Origin of the sequence: Serratia sp. P2ACOL2, from assembly GCF_003691565.1 — a bacterium.
Lineage (GTDB): Bacteria > Pseudomonadota > Gammaproteobacteria > Enterobacterales > Enterobacteriaceae > Serratia > Serratia liquefaciens.
Genome location: NZ_CP033162.1, coordinates 463,636 through 478,538, shown reverse-complemented (window position 1 = coordinate 478,538; position 14,903 = coordinate 463,636). Strand labels below are relative to the sequence as shown.

The following is a 14,903-nucleotide window of genomic DNA, read 5'->3' as shown; positions in this document are numbered from 1 at the left end:
CGCCAAGATAGCGGGCGTAAGGTGGCGCGTTACACCGCTTGAGGTTGTTCAATCAGGTAATGGCTTGGCGTACCGCGGATCGCCACCAATTCGCCCTCTAACTCCTGAGCGTCTTTGCGTTTCATCAGTACGAACTGTCCGTTGACGTTGGCCGCGACGCCGTGCCACGGTGTCAACCAGTCGTCCTTGGTTGGCATCATATGAATGCCTATTTTCAGACTGTCGGCAGGCTGCGGGTGGATCGACAAGCGGATCGCCGCCGGAAAATGCTGAGCCAGCAAATTACCCCAGGCCCAGCTGCGTTGGATCACGCCGCAGGCCCGCAGCTTGGCGTCTTTCTGCAGCGCGGCATTCGAGCCGCGGTAGCCCGGCAGTTGACTGTCTTCATACAGGAAGCGGGTAATGGCGCGGTACAGTTGCAGCCCCTGCTCGCTTTCCATCAGCTGTTGTTTGATTGCCGACTCCGATTCGGCATAACCGTCGACCAGCAACTGGCGCAGCAAGTCGTAGTCGTCGGTGTGTTCCGCCAGCCCTTCCACGTCCCCCAGGTTGAACACGCTCAGGTGCGTGGCCCCAACCTCATGCAGCAGAGTTTCAATTTCGCGCTGATAGTGGTTGATGGCATCGTCACTGACGCGGATTAAATCGCCGAAGACATGACCATCCGAACAGATGACAATATGCGCACCCGGCGGATAATAAAGCTGAATACGCTGGCAGAGGGAATTAAGGAATATCAACGATAAGCGTTCCGCCATATCGGGTACCGCACCGATCACCTTATTGGTATTGGGTGATTTTGTCGGAAAGGCCGGCAGTACAAACTCAATCCGCCGTTGTTGTTCAATGAATGCCCGGATGCGCGGCAATTGCACCTGAGTGACGAGCAGCTCTTCCTCGGAGTTTGATGTTTCCATTCCTGGAAAACGACGCCGATATTGCAATAGCTCATGAAGGATCTTTAACGATATTTTTTCAATACGGGCACTGTCCACAATTAACTCCTGTTCAGATTATGGCGCAGGTGATTTATTCACAAACGCAATAAGACTTTTCGAAAAAAGAGGCATCACCAGGGAATAATACTCACTGCTGAGATTTATCTGCTTCAGGCAATATAGAAGAGATGGTGCTATATTATTAGCCCGTATAATTAACAATCTTGGTTAAGTTGAACTTAACAAACTATGAGTAATATTCTAAAACGCATGGCCATTTTTTCTAAAGTTGTCGATTGCGGCGCGTTCAGCATGGCAGCCAAGGAATTAGGCATTACCACCTCTGCCGTCAGCCAGCATATCCGCCTGTTGGAAAACGAGCTCGGCATTCAATTACTTCTGCGTTCTACTCGCTCACTGAGCCTGACCGAAGCCGGGCTCTGTTTTTATGAAGATTGCGTTTTGATGCTGCATGCTGCCGAGCGGGGGCAACAACGTATCGCCGCCCTGCGCGGCGAACTGAGCGGTGAATTGCGCGTCGCGACCTCTACCGAGTTCGCCACTCACTACCTGGTGCCTGCACTGCAAAGCTTCCTTGATGAACACCCGCGCATCACGCTGAGGCTGGAGATCCACGACGAGAAAATCGACCTGATAGGCCAGCGTATTGATCTGGCGATCCGTGGCGGTGTATTGGCTGATTCCAGTTACGTTTCTACCCGCCTTGCGCGCTTTCGTGAGGTATTATGTGCATCACCAGCCTACCTTGCGGGACATGGTATTCCCGAGAGCCCACAAGCGTTAACCCGGCATCAATGGGTGACTTTTACCCCCTTGGGCAACCCGCAATTTGTTCGCCTGCTCCACCACAACGGCGATGAACATCGGCTACGAATGACCGGGCGTCTATTTACCAATAACGGTATGGCCATGAAAGAACTGGCGCTGGCGGGCAAAGGGATCATCCGTAATTTCTTTGTCAATGTTGAGCGTGAATTACACAATGGCGATTTGGTGGAAATCCTGCCTGAATGGCGATTACCAGAGATTAATTGCTATGCAATTATGCCGCGACGGGACAGCCAACCTTTAAAAGTTCGCCGTTTGCTTGAGCATATGAAAATCCATCTGCAGCAAAAGGAGAAAAATTCTTTAAACCAGTTTCGAACTTAATTAAATAAACAGTGTCTGCAACGACAATTAATTTAGTTATTTAACCTCTCAGCCCTTTGCTGACCAACACCAGACTTTATTTAGATTGCAGACTAATGATATTAGTCTTAATAACTTTATTACTGCCTATATAAGCACTTCATTTTTCATTGATTCAAATTGTCAGAACAAATTTGACTTTAAATAACAGAAAATTTGAATTACATCCTATTCCTTCCTCTCGATCTAATATTGCCCCCCGATCCACAAATGGAAAACGGGGAGCCTAAGCTCCCCGTTCATTTATTTACCACTGTGGCCTAGTCAACCTGCCGGATATCGACCCGCAGCTCTTTTGGCACTTCAAACACGATATTCTCTTCACGGCCGCTGACTTCATGGACGTTAAGGCCGCCCAAGGCTTTCAGACGAGCGATCACGTCCTGTACCAGCACGTCAGGGGCGGACGCACCGGCGGTAACGCCGATGTTACTCGCGTTCTTCAGCCAGGCTTCCTGAATATCCGCGGCGGAATCGATCAGGTAGGCCGGCTTGCCAACGCGCTGAGCCAGTTCAGCCAGACGGTTGGAGTTGGATGAGTTCTTCGAGCCCACCACTAACACCACGTCCGCATCCCCGGCCAGGTTCCGTACCGCTTCCTGGCGGTTGGTCGTGGCATAGCAGATGTCGTCCTTACGTGGCCCGATGATGCTCGGGAAGCGCTTGCGCAAGGCGTCGATCACGTCAGAAGTGTCATCCACCGACAGCGTGGTTTGCGTCATAAAGCACAGGTTGCTTTCATCCTTCACCTGCAGCTTCCACACGTCGTCCGGCGACTCAACCAGATACATGCCCCCCTTCGGGTTGCTGTACTGGCCCATGGTGCCTTCCACCTCCGGGTGGCCGGCATGGCCAATCAGGATCGCCTCAGTGCCACGACGGCTGGCGCGCGCCACCTCCATATGCACTTTGGTTACCAGCGGACAAGTTGCGTCAAACAGCATGGTCAGATCGCGCGCCTTGGCTTCCGCCCGTACCGCTTGGGAAACCCCATGCGCCGAAAAGATCAGAATCGACCCATCCGGCACTTCACCGATCTCCTCAATAAACACCGCCCCGCGCTCGCGCAGGCTGTCCACCACATAGCGGTTATGCACCACTTCGTGGCGTACATAGATAGGCGCACCGTAAATTTCCAGTGCGCGCTCTACTATACTGATCGCACGATCAACCCCGGCGCAGAAGCCACGTGGGTTAGCCAGCAATATTTGCATGCGTCTCCTCCTGCACGGGATCAATCTCCAGCACTTCAATATCGAAGCTCACCGGATGGCCCGCCAGCGGATGGTTGAAATCAACGGTAATCGAATCTTCCGCCACTTCACGCACCACGCCCGGCATTTCACTGCCGTCGACGGCGGTAAACAGCATGATGGTGCCCACATCCGGTACCCCAGTCTCCGCGAAATCGCGACGTGAGAAGTACTGGACCAGGTCCGGGTTCTCTGCACCGAATGCGGCTTCCGGCTGCAAGGTAAAGGCGCACTTGTCGCCCGCACGCAGGCCAATCAACTCCGCTTCCAGCGGTGCTGAGAGGCTGCCGTCACCCAGACGGAACAGCGCTGGTTTGCCGCTGCTGCGGGTAGATTCTGCGGTCGAACCGTCTTCCAGTTTCAGCGTGAAGTGAACCAGCACTGCGCTGCTACCGTTAACCTGAGCCGTCATATTACTCACCTTTACTCTTTGCGCTTTTGCTCGCCGGCGACAAGAAGCCTTCCAACACGATCATCGCCGCCCCCACGCAGATAAAGCTATCCGCCAGATTGAAGGTCGGGTAGTGCCAGTCGCCTACGTAGAAGTCGATGAAATCGACCACGAAACCGTGCCACAGGCGATCGAACAGGTTGCCGAGCGCCCCGCCGATGATAAAAGCATAGGCAATATTGTTCAGCTTTTGCTGTGCCTGACTGCGGTACATCATCACCAACAGCACCGCAACGATAGCGACGGCGATGCCGGCAAAGAACCAGCGCTGCCAGCCGCCGTGATCGGCGAGGAAGCTGAAGGCGGCGCCGTAGTTGCGCGCATAAAACAGATTGAACGACGGGATCAGCGGCTGGGACTGGCCCAGCACAAAGTTACCGAGGATCCACTGTTTGCTGGCGAAATCCAATACCAACACCACCACCACCAGCCACAGCCAGCGCAGACCGGTCGAACAGATTGGTTTACTCATTTAGGCAAACTTACGCTTTTCGCCGTCACCGGCTACGTTGATCACACAGCGGCCGCAAAGATCTGCATGCTCCGCCACCAGGCCGATATCGGTGGTGTAATGCCAGCAGCGCGGGCACTTCTCACCTTCTGCGGTGCTGAAGGCAATTTTCAGACCTTTCACCAATTCTGCTGTTTGTGCATCCGCCGGCGCATCGGCCAGTGGAGCAACGCGCGCCGCCGAGGTCAGCAACACAAAGCGCAGCTCATCCTGCAGACTGTTAAGACGTTCGGCCAGTTCGGTGTCGGCATACAGCGTGACCGCCGCTTCCAGAGAACCCCCCAGGCGTTTGTCGGCACGTGCCTGTTCCAGCACCTTGTTCACTTCGCCGCGCACTTTCAGCAGCTCGGCCCAGAAGGCGTCGTTCATGCCTTCACCTTCGGCCAAACCGAAGAGACCGTCGTACCACTCTTCAGTGAACACGTACTGCGCACGTTTGCCTGGCAGGAAGCTCCAGATTTCATCGGCGGTGAACGACATGATCGGCGCCATCCAGCGAACCAGCGCTTCCGCGATGTGGAACAATGCGGTCTGGCAGCTGCGGCGAGCAACGCTGTCGCTCTTCGCGGTGTACTGACGATCCTTGATGATATCCAGATAGAAGGAGCCCATCTCGACCGAGCAGAACTGCATCAGGCGCTGCACCACTTCATGGAAGTCATAGTTGGCGTAAGCCTGTTCGATATCCTTCTGCGCCGCCAGTGCACGGCCCACCGCCCAGCGATCCAGTACCACCATGTCTTCCGGGGCCACGCAATCGGTGCTTGGCTCAAACCCGTTCAGGTTGGCCAACAGGAAACGCGCGGTGTTACGGATACGACGATAAGAATCGGCAGAACGCTTGAGGATCTCGTCGGACACCGCGATTTCACCGGTGTAGTCGGTAGACGCCACCCACAGGCGCAGGATGTCGCCACCCAGCTTGTTCATCACGTCTTGTGGACTGACGGTGTTGCCGATGGACTTGGACATCTTGCGGCCCTGACCGTCAACGGTGAAACCGTGGGTCAGCACTTCTTTGTATGGCGCCTTGCCCTTCATCGCGGTGGAAATCATCAACGATGACATAAACCAGCCGCGGTGCTGATCTGAGCCTTCCAGATACATGTCGGCACCGTGGCCCTGGAATTCCGGACGTACGTCAACCACGGAAGAGTGGGTAGAACCGGAGTCGAACCACACGTCCAGGGTGTCTGGCACTTTGACATAGTCGGCAGCATCCGCGCCGAGAATATCGGCAGCGTCCAGATCCCACCAGGCTTGAATGCCGTCTTGCTCAACGCGCTTCGCCACTTCTTCCATCAGCTCAACGCTACGTGGGTGCAGTTGTTCGGTGTCTTTGTGCACAAACAGCGACATCGGCACGCCCCAGGTACGCTGACGCGAAATACACCAGTCCGGGCGATTGGCCACCATGGTTTCGATACGTGCCTGGCCCCATTCCGGGATCCACTGCACGCCTTTGATCTCTTCCAGCGACTGCTGACGCAGGCCTTTCTGGTCCATGCTGATGAACCACTGTGGCGTTGCACGGAAGATGATCGGCGTTTTGTGGCGCCAGCAGCATGGATAGCTGTGAACCAGTTTTTCAACGTGCAACAGTGCGCCTTTCTCACGCAGCAGGTCTACGATCAGATCGTTGGCCTTGAAGACAAACTTGCCGTCCAGCAACGGATGAGTGCCGGTCAGGTAGCAGCCGTTCGGCCCTACCGGGTTGGCAATCTCCAGACCGTATTTCTGGCTGATGACAAAGTCATCCGGACCGTGGCCACCGGCGGTATGGACCGCACCGGTACCGGCATCCAGCGTGACGTGTTCGCCCATGATCGCCGGCACGTCGAAGCCCATGAACGGGTGTTCGAAGCGCATCAACTCCAGATCGGCGCCTTTGCAGCTGCCCAGCACGGTCCATGAGCTGATACCGGCGCGCTTCATCACGCTTTCTACCAGCTCAGCCGCCAGGATCAGGCATTGGCCTTCGACCTGCACCAGTTGATAAGCAAATTCAGGGTGCAAAGAGATCGCGCGGTTAGCCGGCAAGGTCCACGGCGTGGTGGTCCAGATCACCAGAGAAACCGGGCCGTTGAAGCTGGTGACGCCAAATTTGGCCGCCACGGCAGCCGCGTCAACCGCGTGGAAAGCCACATCGATCGACGGCGAAGTCTTGTCGTAATATTCCACTTCCGCTTCCGCCAGCGAAGAGCGGCAGTCGGTACACCAGTGCACCGGCTTGGCGCCTTTCAGCAGGTGGCCGTTGTCGATGATTTTGCCCAACGCGCGGATGATATTGGCTTCGGTTTTGAAGTCCATGGTCAGGTACGGGTGATCCCAGTCGCCCAACACGCCCAGACGGATAAAGTCTTTTTTCTGGCCTTCAACCTGCTCAGCGGCGTACTCACGGCACTTCACGCGGAATTCCGCGGCGGTGAGTTTCTCACCCGGTTTGCCGTACAGTTGCTCAACTTTCAGTTCGATCGGCAGGCCATGGCAGTCCCAACCCGGAACGTAAGGCGAGTCGAAGCCGGACATCCCTTTCGACTTGATAATAATGTCTTTGAGAATCTTGTTAACCGAGTGACCAATGTGAATGCTGCCGTTCGCATACGGAGGGCCGTCATGCAAAATGAAGGATTTTTTGCCCTTTTTGGCAGTACGAATAATCCCGTACAGATCCTGTTCATACCAACGTTGCAGCATGCCAGGTTCACGCTTGGCCAGATCGCCGCGCATCGGGAACCCTGTTTCCGGCAAGTTCAGGGTATTCTTGTAGTCACTCATGAGATTCTCGTTTCCGTTTTCGGCTATTTACCCGTCACACTTCAAGCTGCATCTTTGTTGGCTGCCCTTTCTTACCCGAATCACTTGCCTGTGCAAGCTCATCGGGGTTCGCGCGGTTGCCGCCGCGATGCCACTCGAATTGTTTAGGGTAAACGATTAAACCAGTGTTTTTAACCCGAAAAACTTTCGGGCCGTCACCACATCATTGGCGATTTGCTGCTTCAGGGCATCGAGCGAAGCAAAACGCTGTTCATTGCGCAATTTCGCGCGGAGCACCACGTCTATATGGCGCCCGTAAAGATCCATTGTGACATCCAGCAGGTGGACTTCCAGCTGCTGACGCACACCGGCAACGGTTGGGCGCGTGCCGATATTGGCTACGCCAGGGAGCGGCTCAGGCCCCAGACCATAAACTTCTACCGCATAAACCCCTTTCACCGGGGCAACCAGGCGCTTCAGCGGCAGGTTGGCGGTCGGGAAGCCGATGGTACGACCCAGCTCATCGCCGTGCACCACCCGACCAGAAATGCTGTACGGGTGGCCCAGCAGCGTCTCCGCCTGCGCCAGGTCGTCATCGCGCAGCGCATTGCGGATCGCCGTGCTGCTGATGCGTTGATCGCCCTCGCGGAAGGTCGGCGTGCTGATCACTTCAAAGCCGTATTCTTTCCCGGCTTTTTGCAATAGCGGAAAATCGCCCTGGCGGGTAGCGCCAAAGCGAAAATCATCCCCGACCATCAGGAATTTCACGCCCAGTTTTTCCACCAGCAGGTCGGCGACGAACGCCTGTGCCGTGTTGGCGGCAAAACGCGGATCAAACTTGACGCACAGCAGGTAATCAACGCCCGCCTGCGCCAGGTATTTAGCCTTGTCACGCAAACGCGTGAGACGGGCCGGTGCCTTGTCCGCTGCAAACATTTCCAGCGGCTGCGGCTCAAAGATCATGACCATCACTGGCAGCCCGAGGCGTTGCCCCTCTTGTTTCAGCTGCTCCAGCAACGCTTGGTGACCGCGGTGTACGCCGTCAAAGTTGCCGATGGTGAGCACGCAACCATGGTGGCGTGCCCGGATATTGTGAATGCCGCGAATTAGCTCCATAGCTGGCTCAAAACAGTGGAAATCGCCGGATTATACCTTGTACAGCGGTTAAGGTTAACCCGCGATTGGTGCCTTTATGTAATAGACATACCATACCGGAGATAATCTGCAGGTGAAACGCCCTAACCGCAGTTTATCCGGCGTCATCCGGGTGATTACCGACTGCGGCCAATGGGTTGCGACCACCGTGGCAAATCATTGGTGAATTTTCTCGCGAAAGACTGTATTCCCATGACCGAAGCTGGTAAAATCCTGCGCCATCACAACGTAGCAAGTGCCGCCCGTACAAACGGCGCTTATTTGCACAAATTCATTGACAAACGCAGGCTAAAAGGGCATATTCCTCGGCCTTCGAATTGTCCTCAATAGAATATATTTGGGAGTTGGACCTTGGCTAATATCAAATCAGCTAAGAAGCGCGCCGTACAGTCTGAGAAGCGTCGTAAGCATAACGCTAGCGGCCGCTCAATGATGCGTACCTACATCAAGAAAGTAGAAGCTGCTATCGCCACTGGCGACAAAGAAGCTGCGCAAGCTGCTTACGCTGTAATGAAACCAATCGTGGACCGCAAGGCTGCTAAAGGCCTGATCCACAAAAACAAAGCAGCACGCCATAAGTCAAACCTGTCGGCGCGCATCAACGCTTTGTAATAAGCATCGTGTTGTCTGCTTGAAAAAAAACCGGCTCAGGCCGGTTTTTTTACGTCTGCGCTACCCGGTCTAGTAGGCAAACAGCGCAGAGAAGTCCTTGTTGCACACCCGCTGTACCGCCGGATGCTGGATCATGCGCTCGGCAAAGATGATGTAGTACTCTTCCTGCACGCTATCAATACGTCCAATCTCCACCACGTCATCGTCGTTATAGGTATCTTGCGCATACAGCGTCGGAGCAACGAAGATCGCGTTGTGGTACATGCCAAAGGTTTTCATCAGGGCCGCATCGTCAAACTCGCCCAAGATTTCCACCTGAATGCCTTGGGTGTTAAACCAGTTAAGCAATTTACGTCCCAGCATCGAACGTCGGCCAGGGATCAACAATTTGCGCTGTTCCAGGCAGGCGGGAAACGGCAGGTCCGGCGCCGGCTGACGACAGAAGAAGCTGATGCCGCACTCACCCAGCTTGAGTGAAAACAGCCCTTCCTGCTGGCTGGAGTCCACCGGGCAGTCTGACAGGATCATATCGAGCTTATGCTGGCTGAGCTGCTCCAGCAGCATCTCATGCGTCGACTCAAAGCAACGCAGGTGAATTTGCTCATTATCCACCACCACCGCCGTTTCCAGCACCTGGCTCACCAAACGCTTGGACAGCGCATCCGCCACCCCTACGTCGAACAGCAGGTTGGATTCCTTGCGATAGTTGACGATATCCAGCATTTCCTGGCTGAGCATAAACATCTTGTCGGCATAGCGGAACACCAGCTGCCCCAATTCAGAAGGCACCAGCCCACGCCCCTGCCGCTTGAACAGCTTGCCGTCCAAACGCTCTTCCAGCGCTTTGATCTGGCCTGTGATGGTCTGCGGCGTCAGAAACAACGCTTCGGCGGCGCCGACCACAGAACCTTCCTTGCAGACCTGCCAGAAGTAGTAAAGGTGATTAAAGTTGATATGCGACATCCTCACGAGGTGCTCTCCTTAACATTTCATCGCGGCGAACTTTCGACCGTGACGAGCGACTAATGTCCTTTCCCTGTTTCAGACAACCTGTTGCTGCATTCGTCCCAAACAGAACGGCCGAAGCTGCACATATTTTATACTGTGCAGCTCCGACCAGCTATTGTAGTGTGTCCCCGCAAACAGGGGATACCCTAAAGGGGTTATCTGACCCTTGGTAACGACATGCGCAACAGAGCGTACCCGACCACCGCCGCCGTAGTTGACCCAATCAGGATCCCCAGACGCGAATAGGTGCTTAGTGCAACATCCGCATCACCAAACGCCAGTGACGCGATGAAAATCGACATGGTGAAACCAATACCACAGAGCACAGAAACGGCAAACACCTGTTTGAAACCAATTCCTTCAGGCAACCTGGCAATCCCCAACTTCACTGCCAACAGGCTAAAGGTGAAGATGCCCAACGGCTTACCGATAAACAGACCCGCCGCGATCCCGACCGGCAATAGCGAGGTCAGCCCGCTCAACGACACGCCCTGTAATGAAACGCCGGCGTTAGCGAAAGCAAACAGCGGCAGGATCATAAAGGCCACCCACGGATGCAGTTCATGCTCTAACGTTTCTGAAGGCGACGGGCCTTTCTTCACGTTCAGCGGGATCATAAAACCGACGATCACCCCGGCAAGCGTTGCATGCACCCCGGATTTGAGGATAGCTACCCACAGCACCAGGCCGACAATCATATAGAGTGAGGTTTTCCCCACCCCGCGCCAGTTCATAAACGCCAGTACCGCAACAGCCGCCGCCGCCACGCCCAGCGCCGCCATCGAGACTTCGTGGGTATAGAACAGCGCGATAATTACGATCACGCCCAGGTCATCAATAATCGCCAGCGCCAGCAGGAACACCTTCAGGCTGGTTGGCACGCGGTTACCCAACAGCGCCATCACCCCGAGGGCAAACGCAATATCGGTCGCCGCCGGGATTGCCCAGCCCTGACGAGTCACCTCGTCCGCGCCGTTGAACATCAGGTAAATCAGCGCCGGTGCCAGCATGCCGCCCAGCGCGGCAATTGCCGGGAAGACCGCCTTGTCGCGCCCGGCCAATGAACCTTGCATCAGCTCACGCTTAACCTCCAGCCCCACCACCAGGAAAAAGATCGCCATCAGGCCATCGTTAATCCACAGCAGCAGCGGCTTGGCAATCTCCAGTGAAGACACCTTAACCATGACCGGTAAATTGAGGAAAGCGTGATAGATCCCCTGAGCCGGGGTATTGGCCATGATCAATGCAATAATCGCGGCGACTATCAGGATGATACCGCCCGCGGCCTCCTGACGTAAAAACTGACGAATAATGTTGGTCACAATACGTCTCTCCAGATCTGTGCGTAGCACATGGGCCCCGCAGACAAAGTAATGGAACGAGTATAGACGGCGATTTAGCTCGATAAAATACGTTTATAAATGCTTTAAACATCGTTAAAACCGAACAATTAACGATATATATCACATTTTTTATAGGGGTATTGGTGAATAAACGTCAATAAAAAACCCCGGTTTTGACACCGGGGTTATGCAGAACGCTAACGGAGACAGAAGCTTAACGCGTCAGGTCATCAAAAAACTTTTTCACGCCGTCGAAGAAACTTTTCGAACGCGGACTGTTTTTATCACCGGAAGGGCCACCCAGGCTCTCCTCCAGTTCCTTCAGCAATTGCTTCTGCTTGTCGTTCAGGTTAACCGGGGTTTCCACCACTACACGGCACAGCAGGTCGCCCTGGCTACCGCCACGTACCGATTTAACACCCTTGCCGCGCATGCGGAACAGTTTGCCGGTCTGGGTTTCTGTCGGCACTTTCAGCTTCACGCGGCCATCCAGCGTCGGCACTTCGATCTCACCGCCCAATGCTGCCATCGCGAAGTTAATCGGTACTTCACAGTACAGGTTGTTGCCTTCACGCTCGAAGATCGGGTGAGCCTTCACCTGAACCTGAACGTACAGATCGCCAGCAGGTGCGCCGTGTTCGCCTGCTTCACCCTCACCCGCCAAGCGGATGCGGTCACCGGTATCCACGCCGGCCGGGATTTTCACCGACAGCGTTTTGGCTTTCTCTACCCGGCCGTGGCCATGGCAGCTGTTGCAAGGGTCTTTGATGATCTGACCGCGGCCATGACAGTGCGGACAGGCCTGCTGCACGGTAAAGAAGCCCTGGCGCATCTGCACCTGGCCCTGACCGTGACAGGTTGGACAGGTCACCGGCGAGCTGCCTGGCTTCGCGCCGCTGCCGTGACAAACACCACACTCTTCCAGCGTCGGAATGCGGATCTCTTTGGTCACGCCACGAACAGCTTCCTCGAGGGACAGCTCCATGTTGTAGCGCAGATCGGAACCGCGGCTGGCGCGTTGACGGCGGCCACCACCGAAGATGTCGCCAAATACGTCGCCAAAGATATCGCTGAAGTCGGCACCGCCGCCGCCAAACCCACCGCCACCGCCCATGCCGCCTTGTTCAAACGCCGCATGGCCGTATTGATCGTAGGCCGCACGCTTTTGATCGTCGGTCAGAACTTCGTACGCTTCCTTGACCTCTTTAAATCTGGCTTCGGCGTCCTGATCCTGGTTGCGGTCAGGATGGTACTTCATCGCCAGGCGTTTATACGCCTTTTTGATCTCACGCTCTTCCGCCGTCTTGGAGACGCCGAGAATCTCGTAATAGTCTTTCTTCGCCATTATTTCTGTAACCCTTAACATGCGTGCACGGGCGTAGAGTTGCCTCGACGCCCGTGCTGGTTTCCGGTAACGGCCTCTCAGCCGTTCCGTGCCCGCTTAAGGGCGATTATTTTTTGTCTTTAACTTCTTCGAACTCAGCGTCAACCACGTCGTCATCTTTCTGCGCCGCGTTGTCAGCACCGGCATCAGCACCTTGCTGAGCCTGCTGCGCCTGGGCCATTTCCAGCAGCTTGCCGGAAACCTGCACCAGAGCCTGGGTCTTAGCTTCGATCTCGGCTTTATCTTCGCCTTTAACCGCAACTTCCAGATCTTTCAGCGCCGCTTCGATAGCCGTTTTGTCTTCCGCCGGCAGTTTGTCGCCCGCTTCTTCCAACTGCTTACGGGTACCGTGGATCAGGTGGTCGGCCTGGTTACGGGTCTGCACCAGCTCTTCGAACTTACGGTCAGCTTCGGCGTTCACTTCAGCATCGCGCACCATTTTCTGGATTTCTTCTTCGTTCAGACCAGAAGAAGCCTTGATGGTGATCTTCTGCTCACGGCCGGTATTCTTGTCTTTGGCAGACACGTGCAGAATACCGTCGGCGTCGATGTCGAAGGTCACTTCGATTTGCGCCATACCGCGTGGAGCCGCCTGGATGCCGTCCAGATTGAACTGGCCCAGTGACTTGTTATCGTTAGCGCGTTTACGCTCACCCTGCAGCACGTGGATGGTTACCGCAGACTGGTTGTCTTCAGCGGTAGAGAACACCTGGCTGTGCTTGGTCGGGATGGTGGTGTTTTTGGTGATCAACGGAGTCATCACGCTGCCCATGGTTTCGATACCCAGCGACAGCGGGGTAACGTCCAGCAGCAGAACGTCCTTCACATCACCGGCCAACACGCCGCCCTGTACCGCAGCACCCACCGCAACGGCTTCGTCCGGGTTAACGTCTTTACGTGGTTCTTTACCGAAGAAGTCAGCGACTTTCTTCTGAACCATTGGCATACGAGTCTGGCCGCCCACCAGGATCACGTCCTGAATGTCGGAAACCGACAGGCCTGCGTCTTTCAGAGCGACTTTCAGCGGCTCGATAGAACGCGCAACCAGATCTTCTACCAGCGACTCGAGTTTTGCACGGGTCACTTTGATGTTCATGTGTTTTGGACCGCTCGCATCTGCAGTAATGTACGGCAGGTTTACGTCGGTCTGCTGAGCGGAAGACAGTTCAATCTTCGCTTTCTCAGCGGCTTCTTTCAGACGCTGCATCGCCAACGGATCGTTGCGCAGGTCGAAACCTTGTTCTTTCTTGAACTCTTCCACCAGATAGTTGATCAGGCGGCTGTCGAAGTCTTCACCACCCAGGTGGGTATCACCGTTGGTTGCCAGAACTTCGAAGGTTTTTTCGCCGTCAACTTCGTCGATTTCGATAATAGAGATATCGAAAGTACCGCCACCCAGGTCATAAACCGCGATGGTACGGTTGCCGACTTCTTTGTCCAGGCCGTAAGCCAGGGCCGCAGCCGTCGGTTCGTTGATGATACGTTTTACTTCCAGACCTGCGATACGGCCGGCGTCTTTGGTCGCCTGACGCTGTGCGTCGTTGAAGTATGCAGGTACGGTGATAACCGCTTCAGTTACCGGTTCACCCAGGTAATCTTCCGCCGTTTTCTTCATTTTCTTCAGCACTTCTGCAGAGATCTGCGGTGGTGCCACACGCTGGCCTTTCACTTCTACCCATGCGTCGCCGTTATCAGCAGCCACAATTTTGTACGGCATGATGTCTTTATCACGCTGTGCTTCTTCATCCTGGAAGCGACGGCCAATCAGGCGCTTGATCGCAAACAGGGTGTTTTGTGGGTTAGTAACAGCCTGACGCTTAGCAGGCTGGCCAACCAGAATTTCACCATCCTGGGTATATGCGATGATCGAAGGTGTAGTACGATCGCCTTCGCTGTTCTCCAGCACGCGCGCTTTACCACCATCCATAATTGCTACACAAGAGTTGGTCGTACCCAGGTCGATACCAATGATTTTGCCCATCTAAACGTCTCCACTAATAAATTCATATTCGGTCAGGTTGCTAACCTATATGCGGGCGAATTTTTGCTTTTCAACTGCCCGACATTTCAGACTTACCCGCGGTCAGCAACTGCGGTTGCAAATAAGATGGGGCCATACAATCCAGCATCAAGGGGCAGGGCAAAAAAAAATTCGTTTTTATCGTCACTCAGATCATTGTTTCCTGTTCTGGGGATCATTATGATGCCGCGCGCTCTGATGGAAGTTATAGGTTTTTCGGCCATTCAGACCATTTATGAATTTACCTATCCATTTTCGT

At 54.8% G+C, this 14,903-nt stretch carries 12 protein-coding genes; 2 read left to right on the top strand and 10 right to left on the bottom strand.

What is annotated here, in order from left to right; all coding sequences use genetic code 11:
* Window positions 1-29: 29 nt before the first annotated feature.
* Window positions 30-995: an L-tyrosine isonitrile synthase gene (gene pvcA / locus EBA31_RS02325; RefSeq protein ID WP_122077102.1), complete on the bottom strand. Its 966-nt coding sequence runs from the start codon at window positions 993-995 to the stop codon at window positions 30-32.
* 192 nt (window positions 996-1,187) lie between these two features.
* Here pvcA and EBA31_RS02320 point away from each other — a divergent pair, with 192 nt between their 5' ends.
* A complete protein-coding gene (locus EBA31_RS02320; protein WP_115060160.1) occupies window positions 1,188-2,111 on the top strand; it encodes a LysR family transcriptional regulator in 924 nt (307 codons plus the stop codon).
* A gap of 299 nt (window positions 2,112-2,410) precedes the next feature.
* On the opposite strand, the gene ispH is transcribed toward EBA31_RS02320, so the two are convergent.
* The 5 genes from ispH to ribF all read right to left on the bottom strand — a co-directional run bounded on the left by ispH (window position 2,411) and on the right by ribF (window position 8,238).
* On the bottom strand, window positions 2,411-3,364 hold the full coding sequence (gene ispH, locus EBA31_RS02315) for a 4-hydroxy-3-methylbut-2-enyl diphosphate reductase (RefSeq protein ID WP_020825154.1): 954 nt from the start codon (window positions 3,362-3,364) through the stop codon (window positions 2,411-2,413).
* A complete protein-coding gene (fkpB, locus tag EBA31_RS02310; protein ID WP_046374547.1) occupies window positions 3,345-3,815 on the bottom strand; it encodes an FKBP-type peptidyl-prolyl cis-trans isomerase in 471 nt (156 codons plus the stop codon). Before fkpB ends, ispH begins: the two co-directional genes overlap by 20 nt.
* A gap of 1 nt (window position 3,816) precedes the next feature.
* On the bottom strand, window positions 3,817-4,326 hold the full coding sequence (lspA, locus tag EBA31_RS02305; protein ID WP_020825152.1) for a signal peptidase II: 510 nt from the start codon (window positions 4,324-4,326) through the stop codon (window positions 3,817-3,819).
* Entirely contained in the window at window positions 4,327-7,143 is a 2,817-nt protein-coding gene (gene ileS, locus EBA31_RS02300) for an isoleucine--tRNA ligase (protein WP_020825151.1), read from the bottom strand. It abuts the gene before it with no gap.
* A gap of 156 nt (window positions 7,144-7,299) precedes the next feature.
* A complete protein-coding gene (gene ribF, locus EBA31_RS02295) occupies window positions 7,300-8,238 on the bottom strand; it encodes a bifunctional riboflavin kinase/FAD synthetase (RefSeq protein ID WP_020825150.1) in 939 nt (312 codons plus the stop codon).
* A 390-nt stretch (window positions 8,239-8,628) separates the two neighbouring features.
* Here ribF and rpsT point away from each other — a divergent pair, with 390 nt between their 5' ends.
* Window positions 8,629-8,889 carry a 30S ribosomal protein S20 gene (gene rpsT, locus EBA31_RS02280; RefSeq protein WP_012005147.1) on the top strand — a complete coding sequence of 87 codons (261 nt, stop codon included), beginning with the start codon at window positions 8,629-8,631 and terminating at the stop codon, window positions 8,887-8,889.
* A 69-nt stretch (window positions 8,890-8,958) separates the two neighbouring features.
* On the opposite strand, the gene nhaR is transcribed toward rpsT, so the two are convergent.
* The 4 genes from nhaR to dnaK form a co-directional block, all read right to left on the bottom strand.
* Window positions 8,959-9,858, bottom strand: a complete 900-nt coding sequence (gene nhaR, locus EBA31_RS02275; RefSeq protein WP_004950031.1) for a transcriptional activator NhaR — start codon at window positions 9,856-9,858, stop codon at window positions 8,959-8,961.
* A 194-nt stretch (window positions 9,859-10,052) separates the two neighbouring features.
* Window positions 10,053-11,219 (bottom strand): Na+/H+ antiporter NhaA, encoded by a 1,167-nt coding sequence (gene nhaA / locus EBA31_RS02270; RefSeq protein ID WP_122077100.1) that lies wholly within the window; start codon window positions 11,217-11,219, stop codon window positions 10,053-10,055.
* 235 nt (window positions 11,220-11,454) lie between these two features.
* Window positions 11,455-12,585 (bottom strand): molecular chaperone DnaJ, encoded by a 1,131-nt coding sequence (gene dnaJ / locus EBA31_RS02265; protein WP_020825148.1) that lies wholly within the window; start codon window positions 12,583-12,585, stop codon window positions 11,455-11,457.
* A gap of 106 nt (window positions 12,586-12,691) precedes the next feature.
* Window positions 12,692-14,605 carry a molecular chaperone DnaK gene (gene dnaK, locus EBA31_RS02260; protein WP_020825147.1) on the bottom strand — a complete coding sequence of 638 codons (1,914 nt, stop codon included), beginning with the start codon at window positions 14,603-14,605 and terminating at the stop codon, window positions 12,692-12,694.
* Window positions 14,606-14,903 lie beyond the last annotated feature (298 nt).